This window comes from Bacteroides sp. AF39-16AC (genome assembly GCF_003602735.1).
Classification (GTDB): Bacteria; Bacteroidota; Bacteroidia; order Bacteroidales; family Bacteroidaceae; genus Bacteroides; species Bacteroides uniformis.
The window spans coordinates 94,321-118,732 of sequence record NZ_QTLN01000001.1 but is presented as its reverse complement, the minus strand read 5'-3'; the positions used below and the strand labels follow the sequence as shown (position 1 = coordinate 118,732).

General features: G+C 46.7%; 20 protein-coding genes. 18 read left to right on the top strand and 2 right to left on the bottom strand.

Going from position 1 to position 24,412, the window contains the following annotated elements; translation table 11 throughout:
- Positions 1-42: 42 nt before the first annotated feature.
- From DW039_RS00480 to DW039_RS00440, 9 genes are all read left to right on the top strand, one after another.
- The gene (locus tag DW039_RS00480; protein ID WP_016272788.1) at positions 43-1,161 is read left to right on the top strand and encodes a YncE family protein; all 1,119 of its coding nucleotides are present in this window, start codon (positions 43-45) and stop codon (positions 1,159-1,161) included.
- Between the two features lie 5 nt (positions 1,162-1,166).
- Entirely contained in the window at positions 1,167-2,300 is a 1,134-nt protein-coding gene (locus DW039_RS00475; protein WP_044468140.1) for an ABC transporter substrate-binding protein, read from the top strand.
- A gap of 83 nt (positions 2,301-2,383) precedes the next feature.
- Positions 2,384-3,412 carry an iron ABC transporter permease gene (locus tag DW039_RS00470; RefSeq protein WP_016272786.1) on the top strand — a complete coding sequence of 343 codons (1,029 nt, stop codon included), beginning with the start codon at positions 2,384-2,386 and terminating at the stop codon, positions 3,410-3,412.
- 167 nt (positions 3,413-3,579) lie between these two features.
- The gene (locus tag DW039_RS00465) at positions 3,580-4,842 is read left to right on the top strand and encodes a carboxypeptidase-like regulatory domain-containing protein (RefSeq protein WP_009038151.1); all 1,263 of its coding nucleotides are present in this window, start codon (positions 3,580-3,582) and stop codon (positions 4,840-4,842) included.
- Between the two features lie 51 nt (positions 4,843-4,893).
- Positions 4,894-5,445: an RNA polymerase sigma-70 factor gene (locus tag DW039_RS00460; protein ID WP_120381555.1), complete on the top strand. Its 552-nt coding sequence runs from the start codon at positions 4,894-4,896 to the stop codon at positions 5,443-5,445.
- Entirely contained in the window at positions 5,442-6,302 is an 861-nt protein-coding gene (locus tag DW039_RS00455) for a FecR family protein (protein WP_044468136.1), read from the top strand. Before DW039_RS00460 ends, DW039_RS00455 begins: the two co-directional genes overlap by 4 nt.
- Entirely contained in the window at positions 6,299-7,852 is a 1,554-nt protein-coding gene (locus DW039_RS00450; RefSeq protein WP_120381554.1) for a carboxypeptidase-like regulatory domain-containing protein, read from the top strand. Before DW039_RS00455 ends, DW039_RS00450 begins: the two co-directional genes overlap by 4 nt.
- 119 nt (positions 7,853-7,971) lie before the next feature.
- Positions 7,972-8,148 carry a DUF4250 domain-containing protein gene (locus DW039_RS00445; RefSeq protein WP_005832662.1) on the top strand — a complete coding sequence of 59 codons (177 nt, stop codon included), beginning with the start codon at positions 7,972-7,974 and terminating at the stop codon, positions 8,146-8,148.
- Between the two features lie 72 nt (positions 8,149-8,220).
- Complete coding sequence (locus tag DW039_RS00440; protein WP_120381553.1) at positions 8,221-9,819, top strand: ClC family H(+)/Cl(-) exchange transporter; 1,599 nt, start codon at positions 8,221-8,223, stop codon at positions 9,817-9,819.
- Here DW039_RS00440 and DW039_RS00435 read toward each other — a convergent pair.
- Complete coding sequence (locus DW039_RS00435; RefSeq protein WP_005831725.1) at positions 9,816-11,183, bottom strand: TrpB-like pyridoxal phosphate-dependent enzyme; 1,368 nt, start codon at positions 11,181-11,183, stop codon at positions 9,816-9,818. The two genes, DW039_RS00440 and DW039_RS00435, sit on opposite strands and share 4 nt — an antisense overlap.
- Before the next feature lie 133 nt (positions 11,184-11,316).
- On the opposite strand from DW039_RS00435, the gene DW039_RS00430 reads away from it, so the two are divergent.
- Both DW039_RS00430 and DW039_RS00425 read left to right on the top strand, forming a co-directional pair.
- Positions 11,317-13,146 carry a TrkH family potassium uptake protein gene (locus DW039_RS00430; protein WP_118273955.1) on the top strand — a complete coding sequence of 610 codons (1,830 nt, stop codon included), beginning with the start codon at positions 11,317-11,319 and terminating at the stop codon, positions 13,144-13,146.
- A 5-nt stretch (positions 13,147-13,151) separates the two neighbouring features.
- Entirely contained in the window at positions 13,152-13,838 is a 687-nt protein-coding gene (locus DW039_RS00425; RefSeq protein WP_120129126.1) for a TrkA family potassium uptake protein, read from the top strand.
- Positions 13,839-13,889: 51 nt separating this feature from the next.
- On the opposite strand, the gene DW039_RS00420 is transcribed toward DW039_RS00425, so the two are convergent.
- Entirely contained in the window at positions 13,890-15,398 is a 1,509-nt protein-coding gene (locus tag DW039_RS00420; RefSeq protein WP_229122544.1) for a DUF3843 family protein, read from the bottom strand.
- 293 nt (positions 15,399-15,691) lie between these two features.
- Between DW039_RS00420 and DW039_RS00415 the strand changes: the two genes are divergently transcribed.
- The 7 genes from DW039_RS00415 (at position 15,692) to DW039_RS00385 (ending at position 24,342) form a co-directional block, all read left to right on the top strand.
- Positions 15,692-16,312 carry a DsbA family protein gene (locus tag DW039_RS00415; RefSeq protein WP_057089726.1) on the top strand — a complete coding sequence of 207 codons (621 nt, stop codon included), beginning with the start codon at positions 15,692-15,694 and terminating at the stop codon, positions 16,310-16,312.
- Positions 16,313-16,370: 58 nt separating this feature from the next.
- Positions 16,371-16,898 carry a very short patch repair endonuclease gene (locus tag DW039_RS00410; protein WP_087331935.1) on the top strand — a complete coding sequence of 176 codons (528 nt, stop codon included), beginning with the start codon at positions 16,371-16,373 and terminating at the stop codon, positions 16,896-16,898.
- Between the two features lie 147 nt (positions 16,899-17,045).
- Positions 17,046-18,185 (top strand): DNA cytosine methyltransferase, encoded by a 1,140-nt coding sequence (locus DW039_RS00405; protein ID WP_117959124.1) that lies wholly within the window; start codon positions 17,046-17,048, stop codon positions 18,183-18,185.
- Positions 18,182-19,264: a DNA cytosine methyltransferase gene (locus DW039_RS00400; RefSeq protein WP_229068171.1), complete on the top strand. Its 1,083-nt coding sequence runs from the start codon at positions 18,182-18,184 to the stop codon at positions 19,262-19,264. Before DW039_RS00405 ends, DW039_RS00400 begins: the two co-directional genes overlap by 4 nt.
- Before the next feature lie 2 nt (positions 19,265-19,266).
- Entirely contained in the window at positions 19,267-20,313 is a 1,047-nt protein-coding gene (locus tag DW039_RS00395; protein WP_117959123.1) for a protein NO VEIN domain-containing protein, read from the top strand.
- Between the two features lie 2 nt (positions 20,314-20,315).
- The gene (locus DW039_RS00390; RefSeq protein WP_087331937.1) at positions 20,316-22,073 is read left to right on the top strand and encodes an McrB family protein; all 1,758 of its coding nucleotides are present in this window, start codon (positions 20,316-20,318) and stop codon (positions 22,071-22,073) included.
- 4 nt (positions 22,074-22,077) lie between these two features.
- Positions 22,078-24,342, top strand: a complete 2,265-nt coding sequence (locus DW039_RS00385; protein ID WP_057089731.1) for a restriction endonuclease-like protein — start codon at positions 22,078-22,080, stop codon at positions 24,340-24,342.
- The last annotated feature ends 70 nt before the right edge of the window (positions 24,343-24,412 follow it).

Here is a 24,412-nt window from a genome sequence, read left to right as displayed (position 1 = left end):
ATAAACAATAAGAAATAATTATAAACAATAACAACAGTGATTATGAAAGTAAGAAGTTTATTATTCGGTATGCTCTGCATGCTTGCTTTGGGTGCCTCTTTGGTATCTTGTAGTGACGACGACGATGATTCTCTGGATGATGACGGGTCGAAGGTGACACTGCCGCAGACGCGTGTCTATATTCTGAACGAAGGCTCTCAAGGGGCCAACAATGCAGGACTTGCCTTTTATGCACCCAATAAGGATGCGGATTTTATCAGTGATATCTACAAGACCCAAAACAATGCCAAGTTGGGTGACCTTGGTCAGAGCATGATTGAGTATGAAGATGAAATATATATAGCCGTTTATGGCTCTAATTATCTGACCAAGCTGAATGCTGCAGGTGTGGAGTTGAAACGTGTTTCGTTCGTAGGCGACAACGACCTCAGTGCTGGTATTCGCTATATAGATGCTGAGGATGGGTATATCTATGCTTCCTTTTGGGGAGGAGCAGTGGCTAAAATCAATGCGACAACGTTGGAGGTAGTGGATAAATTGACCGGACTTGGTGACAATCTGGAAGGTGTGGCAATCTGTGAGGACATGCTTTATGTTTCGAATAGTTGTACTGCTGACTATACTTATCACAATGATGTTAAAGTGATAGACTTGCGAACATTCACACTAAAGGAAACATTGACAGTGGCTTCCAATCCCAATACACAAATGCTGGAAGAGGACGACAAAGTGTTCCTCATTTCTGATGATTATTCTTCTGCAGAGGGCTATGTGCTGCAGATGATTGAGCCGGCCAAAGGCAACAAGGTTACCAAGATAGGCAATGCCACTTATATGGCTGCCAATAATGATATATTGTATCTGGTGAATTCAATGACGGACTGGAGTACTAAACCGGTTACAACTGTCAACACTTTCTTTACTTACAACATCAAGACGGGACAGATGAATAATGCTTCTTTCCTGAAAGATGCTCCTGCTGAACTTGTATCGAGTACATTGCATATGTTGACAATAAACGACAATAACGGTGATATTTATATCAGTACTTCCGATTTCATTACGAACGGTACCATCTACCGTTTCAAGAAAGACGGTACGTTCATAGAAAAGTTCGATGCAGGAGGTGTCAATCCTAATTCCGCTGTTTTCTTTAATTAATGTCGATGAAAAGGAACAGCTTTCTTATCTGCATACTCGCAGTCTTGCTTCTTTTCTCCTGCGGGGGAAGGGGCAAGACTGCCTCTGCTTTGCCCGACGGTGACACCATTCCCTTACGTTATGCGGAGAACCTTACCTTAGTGTCCTATCCCGACTATACCCTTGCCACCCTGCGCAATCCCTGGGATACGTTGCACACGCTGCATACCTATATCCTGGTTCCTAAAGACCGTGAACTCCCGGCACATCTTCCGGAAGGTACCGTGGTGCGTACCCCGCTCTCCAAATCGGTCATTTACTCTTCCGTACATTGCGGGTTGATGGATAATCTGGGCGTGTTCAGTAGTATCGGCGGCGTTTGCGACCTGAAGTACATTAAGCTGCCGGCCGTGCACGAGGCTTGCCGTCGGGGTATCATTGTCGATTGCGGCGATGGTATGAATCCCGATATGGAACGTATCATCGACCTGCATCCCGATGCCATTCTTCTATCTCCGTTCGAGAACAGTGGTGGTTATGGCCGTATCGAGAAACTGGATATTCCCATCATCGAATGTGCCGACTATATGGAAACTTCCGCTTTGGGCCGTGCCGAATGGATGTGTTTTTACGGGCTGCTCTTCGGGGCTGCGCCACAAGCCGACAGTCTGTTTGCCGAGGTGGATAGCTGCTACCGGCGCCTCAAGATGCGTGCAAAGCTTTCCTCCACCTCACTGTCCATTGTCAGCGAGATGAAAAGTGGTTCGGCATGGTACGCTCCGGGAGGGCGTAGCACTATAGGAAGGCTTTTTCAGGATGCTTGCGGGCGTTACGCTTTTGCCGACGATACCCACAGCGGTTCTGTTCCTCTGGCTTTCGAGACCGTTTTCGACAAGGCGGGCGATGCCGACGTCTGGCTGGTGAAGTACAACCGTGACCGCGATATGACCTACGCTGATTTGGAGGCGGATTATATCGGCTACACCGGTTTTAAGGCTTTCAAGACCCGGAATGTCTATGGTTGTAATACGGCGAAAGTTCCTTTCTACGAGGAGACTCCGTTCCGTCCCGATTATTTGTTATCCGACCTAATACAGATTCTGCATCCCGAAATAGGAGATTTGGGAGGTTTGCGCTATTTTTGCAGACTGAAGGAGTGATGAACACACAGAGATACGGAACTTTTGTGAAAGTAATAGAAAACTCTGTGCCTCCGTGTCTCTGTGTGCTAAATAATGTAACTATGAGTAAAGGCTGGAAATATGGTATCGGGTTGGGAGTAGTAATCTTATTGCTTTTTGCGGGCAATCTGCTGGTGGGGTCGGTTTCGATTCCGCCTGCCGATGTTTTCCGTATCCTGCTCGGTGGAGAGGGGGAGAAGGCAAGCTGGAGCTTCATCCTTTGGGAATCCCGTTTGCCCCAAGCGCTGACGGCGCTGCTTTGCGGTGGCGCATTGGCTGTCTGCGGACTGATGTTGCAGACGGCTTTCAAGAATCCGCTGGCAGGACCATCCATTCTGGGCATCAACGCCGGGGCAAGTCTGGGAGTGGCCTTCGTCATGCTGCTGTTTGGCGGCAGTATCACGGCAGGGGTGTTCAGTCTGTCCGGCTTCTTCTCCGTACTGCTTGGCGCATTTATCGGAGCCATGCTGATTATGGCACTTATCCTTTTCTTTTCCACGCTGATAAAGAGCAATGTCATGCTGCTGATAACGGGTATCATGATAGGCTACATCGCTTCTTCGGCCATTGCCCTGCTGAACTTCTTTGCTACGGCAGAGGGGGTGCAGTCCTATATGATATGGGGGCTGGGCAACTTCGGTGGAGTTTCCCTACAGCAGATGCCGGCCTTTGCGCTGGTCACCATTGTGGGACTGTTCGGCTCATTATTGTTGATAAAGCCCCTGAACGCCTTGTTGCTGGGAGAGCGCTATGCCGAAAATCTAGGTGTAAATATCCGCCGTGTGCGCAACTGGCTTTTGATTATCACCGGGCTCTTGACGGCTGTCACCACCGCCTTCTGTGGCCCAGTCGCTTTTATCGGTCTGGCCGTGCCGCATGTGGCCCGCATGATATTGGGGACAGCCAATCACAATTCCCTATTGCCGGTCACCATCTTGAGTGGCGGTGCAGTGGCACTGCTTTGCAACTTGATTTGCGTCTTGCCCGGCGAAGCGGGTATTATCCCCTTGAATGCCGTCACGCCCATTATCGGTGCGCCGGTCATCATCTACGTTATTCTGAGCCAGCGGAAGCCCCAACAATTCAACTAAGCTATTGCCGACAGCTTGACAAGTTTTTGCCATGCCTATGGCAATGTCTTGGCAAAATTTCTCTCTGATTATCAACGTGCTACTTTTTTTGTATTTTTCTCTCCATTCTATAGGGTTTTATCTTCCTCACCGCTCTTATTAATAGAAACCCCTTAAAAACATGCCTTATGAAAAACTTTGTAGGATTTACACTTGGGTGTTTGTTTGCATTCTTATCTTCGGGTATCACCCCGTTGATGGCGCAGGACGCGGCAGTGAACGAGCTCGTCATCACCGGTACGGTCAAGAACAAGGACAGCAGGAAGAAACTCGAAAACGTGAACGTCTCTGTTGTCGGCAACAATATCGGAACGGTGACCAATGCCGACGGCACATTCTCCTTGAAAGTAGCGGAAGCGGAAGCTTTCCGTGGACTGGAAGTCTCCCATATCGGCTATCTCACTACACACCTCTCTCTGGAAGAACTTGAAAAAACGGGCGAGCTGACCATCTGGATGATACCGGCCCCCAATCTTTTGAGCGAGATTGTGGTCTATGGCAATAATCCCCGCGTCATAGTGGAAGAGGCCATCAAGAAAATTCCAGTAAATTATTCTGGCAATGACAACATGCTGACCGCCTTCTATCGGGAAACCGTGCAGAAGCGCCGCCGCTATATCAGCGTGTCCGAGGCAGTGATGGATGTCTATAAGACGGATTATAACTCCCGCGATGTGGACCGCGACAAGGTGCAGCTGCTGAAAGGCCGCCGCCTGCTGAGCCAAAAGCAGAGTGACACGCTGGCTGTGAAAGTGGTGGGAGGCCCCAATCTGTCCCTTTATCTGGATATTGTGAAGAATGGCGATGCGCTGTTGAGCACGGACAATCTGGACTATTATGAATTCCGTATGGAGGACCCCGTCAATTTGGATAACCGCATGCAGTATGTGGTCAGCTTCCGTCCGCGGGTCAGCCTGATGTATGCCTTGTTCATCGGGAAACTGTATATAGACTACGAACGGCTTTCCTTTACACGTGCCGAGTTTGGCCTGGACATGGCAAATCGGGTGAAGGCAGTGGAGGCCATTCTGCATAAGAAGCCCGTCGGCTTACGGTTCCGCCCGCAGGAAGTCACCTATCTGGTGACCTACAAGCAGCAGGGGGCCAAGACTTACCTGAACTATATACGGAATGTCATCCGCTTTAAATGCGACTGGAAAAAAAGGCTGTTCTCCTCCAGCTACACCGCTTTCTCTGAAATGGTGGTGACCGACAGGACGGAAAGCCCTCTCTCCGGCATCTCCAACAAGAACACCTTCAAACGGAAGCAGGTATTCTACGACCTGGTGGATGAGTACTGGAACGAAGACTTCTGGAGGAACTACAATATCATAGAACCTACGGAATCCCTGGAGAATGCAGTCAGCAAATTGCGGAAACAATCCAATTGATTATCTGATAGTTTTCCTTATATTTGGAGCAACCGAGAAAAAACACCGTGTATGCTGGACGAACTGATGATACTGGCCAGAATAAAGGAGGGCGATATAAAGGCGTTCGAAGGAATCTTCCGCCGGTATTATTCCCCTCTTTGCTGGTATGCTGCGGGCATCACGGGTGATACGGCGTCTGCCGAGGAAATTGTGGAGGAGCTGTTCTACGTGCTGTGGAAGAACCGGGAGCGGTTACAAGTATTCCAGTCCGTGAAAAGCTATCTCTACCGTTCTGTGAGGAATGAAGCCGTGCAGTTTTGTGAGCATCAGGAGGTCAAGGAGCGCTATCGGGCATCTGTCCGTACGGAGTCCGGGCCGGGCTATTCGTCCGACCCCCACGTGCATTTGGAGTACGAGGAACTACGGACTCTCATCCGGCATACGCTCGACAAGCAGCCCCGGCGCCGGCAGCAGATTTTCAGGATGCACCGCATGGAGGGGAAGAAATATGCAGAGATTGCCTTGTCGCTTTCGTTGTCCGTCAAGACGGTGGAAGCGGAAATGACCAAGGTACTCCGAACCTTACGAAATGAAATTGATAATTATATCCGGACACAATGATGGAAGTAGATAAAAAGAAGACAAGGACCGACGAGGCATGGGTACGGCTTTATGCCCGCTTCGAAACGGACTGCCTGCTGCCGGCAGATGCGGAACATGCTCCGGCAATGCACCGCAGGCTTTACCTCAAGTGGGGGAGCGTTGCGGCAGCCGTGATTGCCGGAATCGTATGTTTTGCCGCATGGTGGGCCGTACCGGAACAAGGTGGGGACAGTCGTAGCTTGCTGACGGAGGAGAACCGGGAGAAGCCCACACTGGTCAAGACCCTTGAAGACGGTTCGGTGGTATATCTGGCGCAGGAAAGCACGCTGAAGTATCCCGAACATTTTGCGGAAGACAAGCGGGAAGTGAACCTGCAGGGTGAAGCCTTCTTCGATGTGGCAAAGAAACCCGAGCAGGCTTTTACGATTGAGACGGCGAGGGTGCGTGTGGAGGTGCTGGGCACGGCTTTCAATGTCAGGAGCAATGAAGGGGCCCCCTTCAGCTTGTCCGTGAAGCGCGGGAAGGTGAAGGTGCTGCTGAAACAAGAGGAACAGACGGTCTTTGTAGAGGCGGGAGAAACGGTTATCTTGCAGGGGGGCAGTCTGCTCGTCAGCGAGACGGAGAATCCGGAGCTCTTTGACCGTTACACCAGCAACATCCGTTTCAAGGACGAGTGCCTGGAGGATGTGCTGCGTGCTATCAATAAGGAGTCTGCCGGCTGGCAGATAGAAGCCGCGTCGCCAACCCTGGGCAAAAGGCGGCTGACGGTCGAATTTTCGAATAACTCCCCGGAGTCTGTGGCCGAGCTGATATGCTGGACGTTCGACTTGAAGTGTACACGTCAGGGCAATAGACTGATATTGTCGGAACAATGAATTCAATGAAATGCTTCATTCTCCATTTTTCACTCTTCATTTTCTTCCTGGCGGGCAGTGCAAGAGCGGACGGAGGCGATGTGCTGGACCGCATCGTCCGGCTGCCCGGAATGAAGGGAACGGTTTATGCGCTGTTGGGGAAAGTCTCGGAGCAGTCCGGCTATCTGTTTATCTATGACAGCAAGGTCATCCATAACGACTCAGTAGTGAGGGTTAGGAAGCAGGAGTGTTCCGTGAGACAGGCCATTCATAGGATAACCGGCAGTCGGAACCTCGAATTGAAGGTATTAGGCAACCATATATTGATAACACGGGCGGCAGAAAGGAAGAGTATGGAAGAAACGGTACTCCTGCCGCCCCGACCGGCGTATTCCACCATTGCCGGAATCCTGTTGGACAAGGAGACGGGAGAGCCCGTCGTCAGTGCGTCGGTCATCGCACAAGGAACCTCACTGGGTAACATTACCAACCAGAACGGTGAATTCCGGCTCAACCTGCCCGACTCGTTGAGGCGCTGCATGCTCTCCTTCTCCCATCTGGGTTATGTGGGGCAAACGGTGGAAGCCTCTGCTTTGGAAGGACGCAGCAATGTTCTGAGCCTTGAGCCGAAAGTCATTTCCTTACAAGAAGTGCTTATCCGCCTGGTGGAGCCTAAAAAGCTGCTTCGCGAGATGATAGAGCACCGGGATAGGAACTGCTCCACTTCTCCGGTCTATCTGACCACCTTCTACCGGGAAGGTGTACAACTGAAGAACAAGTTCCAGAGCCTGACGGAGGCCGTTTTCAAGGTCTACAAATCACCGACGATGGAACCCGGACAGAAAGACCAGGTGAAACTGCTCAAGATGAGCAAGATAGATAACCGGGAGCAGACGGACAGTGTGCTTGCCAAAATCAGCTCCGGGGTGGAGGCATGTCTGCAGTTGGACATCATGAAGAATCTTCCAGACTTCCTCTTGCTGGAATCCGGCGAGGAACTTTATACCTATACTTCGGGCGACATCGTATCGGTGGACGACCGTACTGCCAACGTCGTCTATTTTGAGCAGAAACGTGGGGTAAAGGAGCCTTTGTTCTGCGGAGAACTCTATATAGACTCGGAGAACAGCGCCTTGCTGCGTGCCCGCTTCGAGATTCATCCCCGGTATGTGAAGGCCGCCACACAGCTTTTCGTGATACGCCAGGCTCCGAAAATCAGGCTGACAACGGAGAAACTTGTCTATACCGTCTCATACAAACCCTGGAACGGTACCTATTATGTCCACCACATCCGTGGCGACCTTTACTTCAAGATGAAGAGAAAACGCATGCTCTTCAGTAATCCCACTCTGTATACCTGGTTCGAGATGGTGACCTGCCGGATTGACGGGGAGAACGTGACGCGCTTCCCGCGTGCGGAACGGTTGCCGGTGCATACCGTCTTCTCTGAAACCGACTTCAAGTATGACGCCGATTTCTGGGGCGACTTCAATGTGATTCCGCTGGAAGAGGAGCTTGGAAAGATTATCGAGAAGGTCTCCCTGAAGATAGAGCAGACGGAAGCTCCGTAAACATGGCCCTCAATCGTTTGCGGTGGGTAGGTTGTATATTCTACACTAAAATTATCTCTATTTTGTTTTTTTATTGTAATTTTGTCCCCGGTATTAGTTTAAATTTAAAGATTGTAACTATGAGATTACCTGAGGACCCGGTGATGCTGTACAGCTTCATCAACATGAAACTGCGTGATTTCTATCCTTCGCTGGACGCGCTCTGCGAGGATATGAACGTAGAGAAAGAGGACATTGTACGAAAATTGAAGCTCGTGGGATTTGAGTATAATCCTGCAAAGAACAGATTTTGGTAAATAATGTTTCTGTATAAAACAACTCCCGTTGCTTGTTGTTGTAAAGCGCAAGTTAACGGGAGTTGTTTTGTTATGGAACTATGGGATAAGGCAGAACGTCTTTGGACGAGGGTCAAGAACTGGAAAACAGTACGCGGCTGGCACATCTGGAAGTTGAAGCTGGTGGATGCCCGGCTGTATTTCGTCAGCATGTTCGTCGGTTTGCTGACGGGACTGGTCGCTGTGCCCTATCACTATCTTCTCTATTATCTGTTCCACCTCCGCAGTGGTTTCTTCGCTTCGCATCCGGCCTGGTACTGGCACATTCCACTCTTTCTGTTTTCTTGGGGCATTCTCGTCTTCGTCATGTGGCTCGTGGGGAAAATGCCGCTTATCGGCGGGGGAGGTATTCCGCAGACACGCGGCGTGATTAACGGGCGCATCACTTACCGGCATCCTTTCATCGAGATGGTATCCAAGTTTGTAGGGGGCATTCTGTCCTTCTCGGCGGGGTTGTCTTTGGGGCGCGAAGGGCCTTCCGTGCAGATAGGCTCTTATGTGGGTAGCCTGGTATCCCGCTGGACTCATATCCTGAAAGGCGAACAGAAACAGTTGCTGGCAGCCGGGGCGGGAGCGGGGCTCGCTGCGGCTTTTGCAGCGCCACTGGCTTCCTCGCTCATTGTAATAGAATCCATTGAACGCTTCGATGCCCCTAAGACGGCCATCACTACCTTGCTGGCGGGTGTTGTGGCAGGAGCCGTGGCAAGCATGGTCTTTCCTGTGAATCCTTACCATCTGATAGAAGTAACGGAACCGGTTTTCGCCTTCTTTGTCCAGATGAAGTATTTCTTGATATTGGCGGTGATTGTCTCCGTATGCGGGAAGTTCTACTCCTCCACCATGAATGCTTTCAGGCATGTGTATGCCAAAGTCAATTCTCCGGCGTATGTCAAGATGTTCTATCTGGTGCTGGTGGCCTACATCATTTCGCTGATGCAGGTCAATCTGACTGGAGGCGGGGAGCAGTTTCTGCTGGCCCAGGCACAGAACGGCAGTACGCAGATTATGTGGGTGACGGCCGTCATGTTGCTGCATTTTGTCTTTTCAGTTTTCTCTGTCTCTTCCGGATTGCCGGGCGGCAGTTTCATTCCGACGCTGGTTACGGGAGGGTTGTTGGGACAGATTGTCGGTCTGGTAGGAGTGAGGTACGGTGTCATCGGGCAAGAGAATGTCAGTTATGTCATGCTTGTTTCCATGTCGGCTTTTCTGGTGGCCGTGGTCCGTACACCGCTCACGGCCATTGTGCTGATTACGGAGATTACGGGGCATTTCGAGGTCTTTTACCCTTCGGTGGTTGTTGGTGGGTTGACCTACTATTTTACGGAACTTCTGCAAATGAAGCCTTCCAACGTCTCCCTCTATGAAGATATGATTCATGCTCCCGATTTTAAAGAAGAGAAACGCTATACGCTTTCAGTGGAGATTATGACGGATTCTTATCTGGACGGGAAACTGGTGGACGAACTGTCCCTGCCGGAACGTTGCGCCATCATCAATGTACATCGGGATGGAAAAAATCTGGTCCCCACGGGAACTCGTTTGATTCCGGGGGACCAGGTACAGATTGAGATGGACTCGCAGGACATAGAGAAACTCTATGAACCGCTTGTCAGTATGGCGAATATCTATTAAGCCAGATTGCCTATCTCGTCCAGATTCTTCTGGATGTCGGCATCCGTCAGCTCGTAATTCACTAAATCGCCGGACAAATACTTGTCGTAGGATGCCATGTCGATAAGTCCGTGACCGGAAAGGTTGAACAGAATCACCTTCTCTTCACCCGTTTCCTTGCATTTGTTTGCTTCGCGGATGGTGGCGGCAATGGCATGGCAGGACTCGGGGGCGGGGATGATGCCCTCTGCTTGCGCAAACAGACAACCGGCGTCGAATGATTCGAGCTGCTTGATGTCCACCGCTTCCATATAACCGTCCTTCAGCAGTTGTGATACGATGACACCTGCACCGTGATAGCGTAGGCCGCCGGCATGGATATTGGCAGGGGCAAAGTTGTGTCCCAGTGTAAACATGGGCAGCAACGGAGTGTATCCGGCCTCGTCGCCGAAGTCGTATTGGAATTTGCCGCGTGTCAGCTTCGGACATGAGGCAGGTTCGGCGGCGACAAAGCGTGTTTTCTTTCCTTCGAGGATGTTGTGGCGCATGAAGGGGAAGGCGATACCGCCAAAGTTGGAACCTCCTCCGAAGCAGGCGATGACGGTGTCGGGATATTCACCCGCCATTTCCATCTGCTTTTCGGCTTCCAGTCCGATGACGGTCTGGTGCAGGGCCACGTGGCTCAATACGGAGCCGAGGGTATATTTGCAGTTGGGAGTGGTCTGTGCCAGCTCTATGGCTTCGGAAATGGCTGTTCCCAGCGAGCCCTGATAGTTGGGATGGGCGGTCAGTATATCTTTTCCGGCGCGGGTAGACATGGAGGGAGACGGGGTAACCTGCGCACCGAATGTCTGCATGATGCTGCGGCGGTAGGGCTTTTGCTCGTAACTGATTTTTACCTGATAGACAGCGGCTTCCAGTCCGAAGAGGCGGGCGGCATATGCCAGGGAAGCTCCCCATTGTCCGGCACCGGTTTCGGTGGTCACGTTAGTCACTCCCTCCTGCTTGCAATAGTATGCCTGTGGGATGGCGGAGTTCAGCTTGTGCGAGCCCATCGGGCTGACGCTCTCGTTCTTGAAGTAGATATGTGCCGGTGTGCCGAGCGCTTTCTCCAATCCATAAGCGCGCACCAGCGGAGTGCTGCGGTAGTATTTGTACATTTCGCGGACCTCTTCGGGGATTTCAATCCACGTGTCAGTCTGATTCAGTTCCTGGCGGCAGAGTTCCTCGGCAAAGATAGGATACAAGTCTTCTGCTTTCAGCGGTTGCTTGGTGCCGGGGTGAAGCGGTGGCATGGGCTTGTTCACCATATCGGCTTGTATGTTATACCAGTACTGTGGGATTTCCTCTTCCGGGAGAATGAATCTTTTCTTTTTGTTGCTCATAGTGGTTAAAATTATTAATAATTCAATGCCCAAATGTAGCTATTATTTTTGAACCAATTTCTTTTTCCTTTTGTTTTTTGTATATCAAGGTATATTTGTCTAAGTTTGCCGCGTTTCATTAATCGATGCATTTATGAAGATTTATCATAAATTCCTTTTGTATCAAAATAAATGGATTCACCCTTACGTACGGATGACAGTGGGAGTAATGACTTCCATCACTTATTTGGCCTCCATCCTGCTGATTGTCGGCGTGGTCTATGAGCATGGCTTTACGATTTCAGAGGTCGAGGCGCATCAGCTCCAACGCTTGTACCATGGGGTGTGGATTGTTTTTCTGGTAGATGTCACCCTTCGCATTTTGCTGGAATACAAGGATACCCGGCGCACCTTCAGTAAGCTCACCTGGATACTGACCATTCTGCTCTATCTGACCCTTATCCCGGTCATTTTCCATCGTCCGGAGGAGGAGGGCGCCATCTTGCAGTTCTGGGAATTTCTGCATGGCAAGGCCTATCATCTTGTCCTGCTGCTGGTGTTTTCCTTTTTCAGCCTTTCCAACGGGCTGGTACGGTTGTTGGGGCGGCGTACGAACCCTTCGCTTATTCTGGCTGCAAGTTTCCTGATAATCATAATGATAGGCACGGGGCTGTTGATGTTGCCGCGCTGCACGATGAACGGCATATCGTGGGTCGACTCGCTGTTCATATCCACCAGTGCGGTGTGCGTCACGGGGCTGACGTCTGTCGATGTGGCGTCCACTTTTACCCCGACCGGTTTTGTGGTAATCATTCTGCTGATTCAGATAGGCGGTCTGGGAGTGATGACACTGACGAGCTTCTTTGCCATGTTCTTCATGGGTAATACCTCGTTGTACAATCAGTTGGTGGTGCGCGACATGGTGAGTTCCAATTCCTTGAATTCCTTGCTCTCCACCCTGGTCTATATTCTGGCCTTTACGCTGGTGATTGAAGGAATAGGGATGCTTGCTATCTGGGGAGACATCCACGGGACGATGGGGATGGACCTTCAAGAAGAGCTGGCCTTTTCCGCTTTTCATGCCATTTCCGCTTTCTGCAATGCGGGATTCTCCACGTTGCCCGGAAATCTGGGTAATCCGTTGGTGATGACGGGGCACAATCCGTTCTTCATCTATATATCTCTGCTGATTATTTTGGGGGGTATCGGTTTCCCCATACTGGTGAATTTCAAGGATATTATTCTTTACCATCTGCGTCGTCTGTGGCATTTTCTGCGTACGTGGCATTGGGACGGCAAGCGTTTTTACCATCTGTACAACCTGAATACAAAGATTGTACTGATAGTCACCTTCCTGCTGCTGGTACTGGGCACGGTGGGCATTGCTGTCTTTGAGTGGAATGCCGCCTTCGCCGGCATGTCGGTGGCCGACAAGTGGACGCAGGCGTTTTTCAATGCCACGTGTCCCCGTACGGCAGGCTTTACCAGTGTGGACTTGGCAGGCTTGGGGGTACAGACATTGCTTATATATCTGTTTCTGATGTGGGTGGGAGGCGGTTCACAGTCTACGGCAGGCGGTATCAAGGTAAATGCCTTTGCGGTAGTGGTGCTGAATCTGGTGGCTGTGTTGCGCGGCACGGAACGGGTAGAGGTGTTTGGCCGTGAGCTGTCACACGATTCTATCCGTCGTTCCAATGCCACGGTGGTGATGTCGTTCGGCGTCTTGTTGCTGTTTGTTTTCATCATCAGTATGCTGGAGCCGGGTACGTCGCTTTTGGCCATTACCTTCGAGTGTGTGTCGGCATTGAGCACGGTGGGGTCCAGTTTGAACCTTACCCCACGGTTGGGAGACGACAGCAAGCTGCTGGTGGCACTGCTGATGTTTGTGGGGCGTGTGGGACTAATTACGCTGATGCTTGGCATCATCAAGCAGAAGAAGCATACGAAGTATCAGTATCCGAGTGGTCAGATTATTATCAATTAAATGAGATGAAGTATATTATTATCGGTTTAGGGAATTATGGTCACGTGCTGGCAGAAGAGCTTTCTGCACTGGGGCACGAAGTGATAGGTGCGGACGTGAGCGTCGGCCGGGTGGATAGTCTGAAGGAAAAGATTGCCACAGCCTTTGTCATCGACGCTACGGACGAGCAGGCCTTGTCCGTATTGCCGCTGAACAGTGTGGATGTGGTGATTGTTGCCATCGGCGAGAATTTCGGTGCATCCATCCGTGTAGTGGCTTTGCTGAAGCAGAAGAAGGTGCAGCATATCTATGCCCGCGCCATTGACGCTGTCCACCGTTCCGTGCTCGAGGCTTTTGAGCTGGAACGCATTCTTACTCCCGAGGAGGATGCCGCACGCGGACTGGTACAGTTGCTGGAATTCGGTGCCGATATGGAGACATTCCGCGTGGCACCGGATTATTATGTAGTCAAGTTCACCGTTCCGGACAAGTTCATTGGCTATTATGCCAATGAATTGAATCTCGATAAGGAGTTTGGCCTGAAGATGCTCGCCTTGAAACGTGCCGAGACTTTGAAGAATTGCCTGGGCATCTCGTATGTGGAACACAATGTACTGAACGAACTGCCGGAAAATGACCAGATACAAGCCGGCGACCAGTTAGTGTGCTACGGACGGTATAAGGATTTCCAGAAGTTCTGGAAAGCACTATGATAATTGGTAGTTGGAAATGTGTCAAAAGTGGTATTCACCCCCCATTTTCAACTAATCAAAGTCTTTCTCCCGACACCGATGATGGAAATAATCAGTCAGGAAGTGTGCATTCTTGCGTATGAACTCTTGCCCGTATTCTTTTCTTTGCAAACTGTTCAGATAAGCATCCGGAAGCATGCCTTCGTCTTGCAGGATGCAACTCAATTGGTAGGGGATAATGTCTGGGTTGACGATGAACATAATGGCGTTTTTCTCTGCTTCCTCCTTATTATAATTGGGGTTGTCCGGAGATTTGATGCATTCGCACAGCTTGAATTGGATATGTAGGCCGGTGTGCGGGTTGGCCATCAGCATGGCTCCGGTTTCTGTATGTATGCGTGGTATGTCCAGGTCTTCTTTCAAGCCGTATCCCATCTTGTTCAGCAGAAAATCAGAGATTTCCTCTTGCGATTGGCAGAATACAAAAGATTTCCCGCCGGATGCTTTTATGAAATCATGGAATGTAGCCTTTTCATTCGTCTTTTCTTTCTGTTTCGTCAAGTCGTCCACATATTCCGCCATTTTCTGGTCGTACTTGTTTTCGAGAAGCATGCCGCACTGCCACCATGCGTTGCCAAAATAAATCAGTTCGCAGATAAGGGTGCTTTTCCCTGCCTCTCGGCTACGGATGGCCGAAAGGTTCAAGGACTTCTTGGTTATCTTGAATTCGCCTTCGTCCTCACTGCACAAATCTTTGACGTACAGAAATTCATCGTCTTCTTTCTCGAGCAGATAGCAACTGTTTTCCCGTGCCTTCACTTTGCCCCAAAGCTGATGTTCGGGATGGGCTTTTCCGATGAGAGCCAGCCATTCCGGTGAGGTCAGCGACAGCAGGTTGCGGCGGCCTTTGAACGTCAGTGAGGTGCGTGTGGCATATATGAGGGTCTCTGCCATTTCGGGAGTAATCTTTTCATCATCCAGCAACCGTTCAGCTTCGTCCCGGCATTGGGCGACATTTTCGATGTTGAAGTAGCATTGGTAGTGAAACCAATCCAGTATCTCCCGGTAGCGGAAGAAATCTTCTTCTCCCATGGCAGAGTGGTATAGAAATTCCTGCATCCTTTCATTTTCGGGAGCGGTTTCGTATTCCTCTGCAAGCAGTCCGTATATCTCTTGTGCAGTCTGCTCTATTCCGGGATTCTCGGGGTTGATGGCGCTTATTCCCCGGCATAGATATTGTATATGGTGCCAAAGCAGAAAGCGTATGTCCTCCAGATTGATTTCATCCGGAAAATAATCGCCTTTGATGGGGTAGAAGGGCAGATAGGTTCCGTATCGCTTCCGGCACTCGGCAGTGAATGCCTGCCAGATGCCGGTCTGGGAGATGACGTCCTCAAACCATGCGGCGAGGCAGAGGCTTGTATAGCGTATGTTTTCCTCTTCTTCGAAGGCGTCGGCTATCGTTGAAGAGTAAAGTCTTTTGTGGATTTCGTTTGCAATGCCGACGTAGTACTGGTCAACGCTGTTTGTCTGCTTGTACGGATGCAGTTCCAACCATTTTTTGGGATATATTTTCTTCATGACTCTAAAGTGAGTTTGGTGTGTATTTTTTATATGTTTCATTTCCAGCGTAAAGATATGTTTTTTATGGGAATTTTCTTGTTTTTCCTCCTTTCGATTAGTATATTTGTATGCTACTATTAAATCGTTCCATCGTGTGGAAAAAATCATTCCACTATGGTGGAACGATTTTTCTTCCGTGGTGGAATGATATTTTCTCCATGGTGGAATGATTAAAGAATAGCATTTCTTCTCCTTAATGCCGTGGAAGAAGAAATGACGGAATTGCAGGACCATTTAAAAACAGAATATATATGAGTGCGTATTACGACCTTTTCGAGAAACCCGACGTCCGCCAGACCGGCGAGCAACAATCCCTTTATGCCCGCTTTGTCCCCAAGGGCACCATCGACCGCAAGGAATTTATCGAGCGTGTACATCTTTTCACCGGCCTCAGCCGCAGCCTGCTGGAAGGAGCGATGGCAGGCTTTATGGACGAGTTGCGCGACTGCCTTGCCAATGGCTGGACGGTGGAGCTGGGCGAACTGGGTTACTTCACCCCCTCTTTGAGTTGTACCCGCCAGGCGACGGACAAGAAAGAGCTTCGTGCTGCCTCCATCGCTTTGCGCGGGTTGAATTTCCGTCTGGGCAGGGAGTTCTATAAGGATTTGAAAGGTAAGATGCAGTTGGAGCGTTGTCCGCAATCGGCATCGGCGCCTGCTTCGTCTGCCGATGAGGCGTTGGGCGTGGAGCAGCGCTGGCAGTTGCTGGATGAGTATTTGCAGCAGTATCCCTGCATCAATCGCTCTCAGTATGCACGGCTGGCAGGACGTAGTTATAAGCAGGCGGTTGTCGATTTGAATAGGTTTATAGAAGAAGGGGTGTTGATGAGGCATGGGATGGGGCCGAGTGTGGTGTATGCAAGGAAAAAGTGAGCAAGATTTGGCTATTTGCAATTCAGAAACGTATCTTTACACTATTATAGATTGTGTTATGGACAAGATGACTCCCGAGCAACGGCATCACTGCATGAGCAGCATCCGCAGCAAGAACACGAAACCGGAGATGGTGGTTCGCCGTTATCTCTTTTCCCGTGGTTTCCGTTTCCGTGTCAATGTGAAGCGGTTGCCTGGCACGCCCGACATTGTACTCCGCAAGTATCGTACGGTGATATTCGTGAACGGATGTTTCTGGCATGGGCACGAGGGATGCAAATACTTTGTACTTCCCAAAAGTAATGTGGAATTTTGGAAGGACAAGATTGAACGGAATCGGCGCAGGGACTTGAAGGAACGGATTCAGTTGCGTTGCATGGGGTGGCATGTGATGCAGGTGTGGGAATGCCAGTTGAAACCCAAGGAGCGAGAGATGACACTGAAAGGGATTGAATGGGCACTGAATAGGATATTGCTGGAAAATTACGGAATGCGTAAGAAAGGTGAAATGAAACCTTATCGGGAATATGAAGAGGGAAATGGTAGGATGATAGCAGCCGATGGGATGGAGGATTACGGAAAGTGAGAAATTGCGTGGATAGAATAATGTATTATTTCCTTAAATAAGAAGTGGACCGCAAGTAAGGTTGCTTGCTTTTTATTATCTTTGCCCATTAAACGGAGAAAGAATATTTTTTATAATATTCTCATAAAAAGTGGAAAGATCATAAAAATGAAACATTCTAAGTTTATAGATTTATTTGCAGGATGTGGCGGATTAAGTTTAGGTTTAGAAAATGCAGGTTTTGAAGTCGTGTTTTTCAATGAGATAGTACCTACTTTTGCTGCTACTTATCTGGCTAATCATCAATTGGAGGCAGGTAATTATTATATTGGGGATATTAACGGGTTGAATGCCAACATTGAAACCTATAGAGATATAATACTTAATCCGGAGAAGCCTATCACTCTTGTTTGTGGAGGACCTCCGTGTCAAGGATTTTCAATGGCGAACAGGCAGCGGATTATTGATGATCCAAGAAATCAATTATATAAGGCATATTTGCAATTTTTGTCATATACGCGTCCGCAGTTTTTCATAATGGAGAACGTGAAAGGAATGGCGAGTAAGATAGATGAAATTAAAGATAATTTTATAGAGTATTTAGGTGATGAATACTTGTTTGATTATCGTTTGCTTAATGCAAAAGATTTTGGAGTTCCTCAAAATCGTGAACGTTTCATTATGATAGGAAACCGTATAGGTATTAAGCCAGGCATGATTTTTAATCAGATAGATTGTTTTAGGCGTGAGCCATTTGTGCTTCGTGATGCTTTGGAAGGGTTGCCATGCCTACAATCTCGCAAAATGAAAAACCAAGGAGAATTAGAATCGGAAGAGTCTGGATACACAGAACGAAATTTCGAATACCCTGACACTTCCTTTTATCATTTTATTAATGGGGACAGGGTCGTAAAAAAACTCTATAACCATAAGAATAGATATAATAATCCGCGTGATATTGAAATTTATCGCAGGCTTCCACAAGGTGCTAATTCATTGCACGAGTCGATAAGGGACATTATGCCTTACAGTAATAGAAACCATATGTTTAAAGATAAATATTTTAAATTGGATGAGACACAGGTTTGCAAAACAATAACGTCGCATATGAGATATGATTGTAATATGTATATCCACCCAAGAGAAGCAAGAGGACTCAGTCCACGGGAGGCTGCCAGAATTCAGACTTTTCCGGATGATTTTGTTTTCTGTGGAGCACAGAATTCGTGGTATGCACAAATAGGAAATGCTGTACCTGTCAAATTAGCAGAAGCTATTGGACGGGGAATAATGAAGTTTGTGAAATGATTATACGTCGTACACTGCAACATATAGAACTTTTTGCCGGCATTGGCGGATTCCGTACTGCTATGGATATTCTTGGCAGGGATAAGATTGCACGATTTAAGCATGTGGGATATTCTGAGATAGATAGAAAGGCTGTTCAGACCTATTGTGCCAATTACGATACGGAAAATGAGGTGGTAATGGGGGATATTGTTCATTTTACAGAATCTGTTGAAAGAATCGGAAAACTGCCGAATTTTGATTTGTTGACAGGTGGTTTTCCGTGTCAGACTTTTAGTATGATGGGACATCAACGAGGCTTTGATGACGAACGGGGATTGATGTTTTTTCGTATTATGGATATTGTCCGTGTTAAACATCCACCATACATATTGCTGGAAAATGTAAAGAACCTTTATACACATGATAAAAGACGTACCTTTACTCGTATTGTTGAAGAGCTTAAAGCGGCAGGGTACAATGTAGTGTATGATATTTTTAATACTCAGGATTTCTGTCTTCCCCAAACCAGAAATCGTGTATTGATTTTTGCAACATTAGAACCATTGCCTAATAATTTTATTTTTTCATCTAAGGCCGTTAAAGAATGTTTTGAATTTAATAAGTCGAGGATGAGTGTCCGACAAAGTGACACTGTAATAGGTATCCTAGAAAAAAATGTACCAGACAAATACATGCTTTCTGAAAGAATCAAACCAACGTTATTGGCTGATGGATCTGCCGGGTTTAAATCGAAATCAGAGATAAACCAATTGATAGCGCGCCCGCTAACAGCTTCAATGCATAAGATGCATCGGGCATGTCAAGACAATTATTATAGTCTGGATTTTATAGCCTCAGATGGTGCCGTGAATCAAGCGATTAATTTGAGCAAAGACGAGCAGGCTCGTTTGCCTATTCGTAAATTGACGCCTAAAGAAGCTATGTTGTTACAGGGATTTCCTGAGGATTTTGCAGCAAAAGCTTCAGCTATGGGCGTTGCTGACGGAGCTCTTTATAAACAGGCCGGCAATGCTGTAAGTGTAAATACTATATATGCTGTACTATTTTATTTGATTACTAATAAAATCATCCAATAATTATGTTCTTTAAAATAAATGCAGAATGCCATATCGGTTTCAAGAAACTTACAGCTGCTGACTTGGGTATAGGCACAAGCCATCAAACCCATATAGGCTTATATGAGGGAGTACTTAATTTTCTCCCTGATGTGGATGTCGTTTCTACGGCTATGCTTATATGCGATGGCTATTGTGATATCATTAAGTGTTATTTTGATCGAATAGAAAATCTAGATGGAACATTCCGTAGTCCTAAGATTAGAATTGGTGGGTCTGAAGAGTCAGTAGTAAAAAGAATAAGGGAATTTGCTTCCGCGGATACAGGTGCGGATTGGTATTTACTTTGGTTCGGCTTGGAAAGTGAAGAATTGGTTTTTATTCTTTTAAATGCTAATTCGGAGGATTATCATAGATTACATTCTTATATTTCTGATAATGATAAAATATTAGATGAATCCCATCCTGCTTTTGCAGCTATCTTGCAGTATATTGAAGACAAAGTGAACAGGGTTAGCGTTGATTTGCAGAAAGATTTGGAGGTTGTGGCACAAACTGGTAGAGGAGTACATGAATATAAACCGAAAGATATCGAGAAAGCTAATAAGTATTTCTGTCAAACAGGAAGGGCCGGCGAAGAGCTGATTAATGAATATTTTGATAAAGAGTGTGCGGCCGGACATATAAAGTCATACCTATGGATGAATGCGAGTCGGGAATCGGGGTTGCCTTTTGATTTTATTGTTAGCTCCGATTCATCGGCCGCTTTGCATGTAGATGTTAAATCAACTCAATTTGATTGTAATCAACCTATTGTTTTTAGTGATGGTGAGATTCGTTTCATATCGGAGTACGGGCGTGATACTTACCAGGTGTATCGTGTATTTGATATGTCGAATGAGCAGAAAAAACTTTGCATATACCATGAAATTTCATCATATGCAGATGCAATATTGGCAAAGCAAAATATATTTGGTGCGGAAATATCTCAGTTATCTACATCGGTAAATTTAATAAAATATGCTGTGCGGCCAAATATTTTTAATGTTGGACAGGAAATAATGTTGTAGAGATGGATAAAGTTATAAAACAGATACATTCACAAGATGCCGGATTTAAATTGTCTCCTAAAAAGTCTGGAGAGACAAGTTTGAATCTTTCCAATGTAATTTTGAATTTCTTGGTAGATAAACCTCTTTCGAGAGGTGATGAAATTTCTGTTAGTTTTAATCTGTATAAAGAGGACTTCTTGAGATGCTTGAGTTATATCGTGATGCATCTGCCGCTTTATAGGTCGTCTTCGCAGGAGTCTATGAAAATAACATTCTCGACAGGGATGTTTGCTTCTTTATATAATCCAATAGAGGAGTTTTTTGGTGCTTCTGAGATACAGAGATACGATGTGAATTTACTGTATCGCCTTGATGGACGGATTTATCTGAATGGCTTGAAAAAGGGGACCTTTTCTTTACGTAACTATCTGGTCGAAAATAATACGACTTTAAGTTTTCTGAAAGATGAAAAAGGGGAGTATTCTTTACGTATGGAAATGGGGGATTTAGAAAATGTAGTTTTGGAGACTGATGTTTTACCGCTTTCATCAATAATAGCTCAATTCCGTCCTTATATCACAGCCATTAAATCCAAACCCTTCATTCTTCTTGCCGGCATTTCGGGTACAGGAAAATCTCGTATTGTTCGTCAATTGGCTTATGCTACCGGAGGTGAGAATCCGGATGAGGTTAAAAAGCCGTATAATTATGAGATGATACAGGTGCGTCCCAATTGGCATGATTCAACAGAGTTACTGGGCTATGAGACAAGAATCTCTGGGGAAACAGAATATGTGCTTACCGATTTCTTGCGTTTCCTTGCAAAAGCCTGGTATTTTGAGGAGACTCCTTTCTTTTTGTGTTTGGATGAAATGAACCTGGCTCCGGTAGAGCAATATTTTGCAGAGTATCTGAGTGTGCTTGAAACCCGTAAATTGAACAATGGAAGAATTATTTCCGATTCATTGTTACCGCCTCTGAATAATTATGGAAAAAAAGGAAATACATGGGTGGGGGATATCATGATGAATGATCTCTTCGGAAAAGATTGGAAAATAAACGGCAAGTCTGTGGAAAAAAACAAGGAACGTGAAGCTCGATTGAGAGAGCAGTTTCGTACGGAAGGTATTGCATTGCCACCCAATCTGATTGTGATGGGGACAGTAAATATGGACGAAACAACCTTTAGCTTTTCTCGTAAAGTCTTGGACCGTGCCATGACTATCGAGATGAACAAGGTGGATTTTTCCGGAGGACTGACTAAAAAGGATTGCCGAGTGGCTCCTATTGCTTCCGAAATTATTTTACCTAATGCAGTAGAGGCTATGGATGTATATGAGGCGAACCAGATTATCTGTGACCATGTGATTTCTTATTTGACAGAGATCAATGGCACACTTGAGGGAACACCTTTTAAAGTGGCATACCGGACGCGTAATGAGTTTATCCTCTACGTGCTGGCCAATCTTCAATATGAGGGTAACGATGTGTGTTACAGGATGATTAGAGCTTTGGATGAGATGACTTTGATGAAAGTTTTAAGCCGGATTGAAGGTGACAAGAATAAATTGATGAATTTGAAGCAGACCGGCTGTGTTTTGGACGATCTTGCTACTCAAATAAAACAATCGTTGGAAAAAGTTTATCAAGATTTTGACGCTTCGGATAATGAGAAATCTATCTACAACGACTGGGATAAAGAGTCCGTATCTCTATGTAAGTTAAAAGAAATGAAGCGTAAACTGGACAATACTTATTATTGCACTTTCTGGAGCTGATGAAATGGAGGCACTTCTGAAGTTGGTACACGAAGATTTTGAACTGTTGGTCTCTTGTAATTCTTATGATAGGATTTACAGGAAAGCGGCGGAATGCATGCGTGTGGAACAAGATTCAGAAGCTTTGTTGTCCTATTATATATGGGATGGAGATAAAGCGGTTTTGACTTTTCGTGGGATTTCCATAGAAAAAGGAGCGTATGTCCCTTCCGTTTTCTTTGAAAATACGGATTATCAGTATTGGATTCATTTCAAGAAACAAGTGACGGAGGCTTGCATAGACACTCCGTTAAGAAAAGTAAGCGATGGCTTCTGTTTCAATGAGGATGCGCAAGTGCTTTATGGACACATCAACTATGGCAATGATATTGGCCGGGCAGACTTGAAGATTGCATATCGGCTGCGAGAGGGGGTAAGAAATATCTTCTCGTTCGGTTATGATGTATTGGCCATAAAATTGGATTATCACAGTGATTTGAAACATATTATTGCTGATATAGAGGCTGAATATCGCATGCTGTCCTTAGACTTCTTTAGGCGTACTCACCATTCTTTTTCGGAAAAACAACAAGGAGAAACACCCGATATAATCTGGTGGAATTTATTCCGGGAAGTTAACGAAGAATTTGTCCGTGCTGTGAAAATTGTGGTGGATAGCCCCCGTAACAGGATAGTATGCGAAGAAGTATATTTGCGTGCCGATAAATTGAAGCGACTCACACCGAAACTGGAAATGCAGTTGGTGGAGCATCGTCAGGAGTCGGGACATTTATATCGGACGGAAGTGTCGACCATGAGTGTTGATACTTTTGAAAATCGCTTTTTGAAATATGCCGTTCGTTTTGTGATGCAGAAGTTTGTCTCTTTGAAGGAACGGATAATGGCAAACTATCCGATGGACTCCAATGGGAAGTTTATAGAAGGCTTGGCAGATACGGAAGAGGAATTGAAACGTTTGGTATATCATCCCTTCTTCAGGACGGTAGGTGCTTTTAAGGGCATGAACCAAGAATCTCTTGTCTTGAAACAAGGAACAGGATATTCGCAGGTTTATCGTGATTGGCTGTTATTGACTTGTAGTTATGATTTGGAAGAAGGAATACGGAGCCTGGAACTGAAAGATATCGCAACCTTGTATGAGATATGGTGTTTTATAGAGGTTAAAAATCTTGTGCAGCAACTCTTGGGGGGGGAGAAGGTTGTGGTTGACAATCAAAGCCGTATGGAATTGAACAAACATTTCACTTATTCATTGGCAAAGGGGCAGAAGTCGAAGGTTGTCTTTTCACGTAGAACATCAGAAGGAGATTTGGTCGAGCTTGCCGAAGTGATTTATAATCCGAGGGAAGTACTTGGAAAAAGTTCGACGGAAACATCAATAGACCATACTTATTCGTTCACCGTGCCACAGAAACCGGATATCGTGCTTCAGTTGACGAGACGTGATGTAGAAAACGGATTCAAGCTGACTTACCTTTTCGATGCAAAGTATCGGATTGGGGATACGGATATAGATGGAGTGGATGTTCCGCCTGATGATGCTATCAATCAGATGCATCGTTATAGAGATGCTCTTTATTATGATCCAAAACAAGAAGGGCTTCCTATCAAGAAAGAGGTGTTGGGAGGTTATATACTTTTCCCGGGAAATGGAAAGGATGAGGATGTGGAAAATGCCAACTTTTATCGTTCCATTGAAAAAGTGAATATCGGTGCTTTTCCGCTTCGCCCTAACAATGAGGGGAGCGCACATTTGCTGGAACGGTTTCTGCGTTCGCTGATTTGGGAACAACCTACGGTACAAATCCTTCAAGATGTAAAGTCGCATAAGGGGACAAGTCTAACGATAGAGAAAGTCGGGAATATCTTGGCGGTTACTGTCTTTGAAAATGGAGAACGTGAATATTATGACAAGTTCCGGAACCGGGAAAACGAAATAGAATATTATTTTGGAAAGATTACTCCTTCTAATAAATTAGGACTATTGAATTTCCAGAAATATGATTATTTTGTGCCTGTGATTAAAGGGCAGATACGTGACATTTATCAGATAGACTTCTGTTCGGTGATGTATCGCAAGGATCTTCCTCATCGGGAGGGAAAGCAAATTGCCGATGATGATGTAAGAATTGTGATGAAACTGGTCAAACCTTCTTATTTGATAGGAAGCAAACAGTTTGTCCCCTTGAAGTCTGTATTGTTTCCTCCTCGTCATTGGGGATTTCGAGAGTTTACATCCGTACGTGAACTTTTGAGTTTTACGGTTTAACCTTCTTGGTTCATTTGCCAAACTATCGGCTTCTAACTTCCGATAACTCCGGGCGAAGCCTTGACTCCCG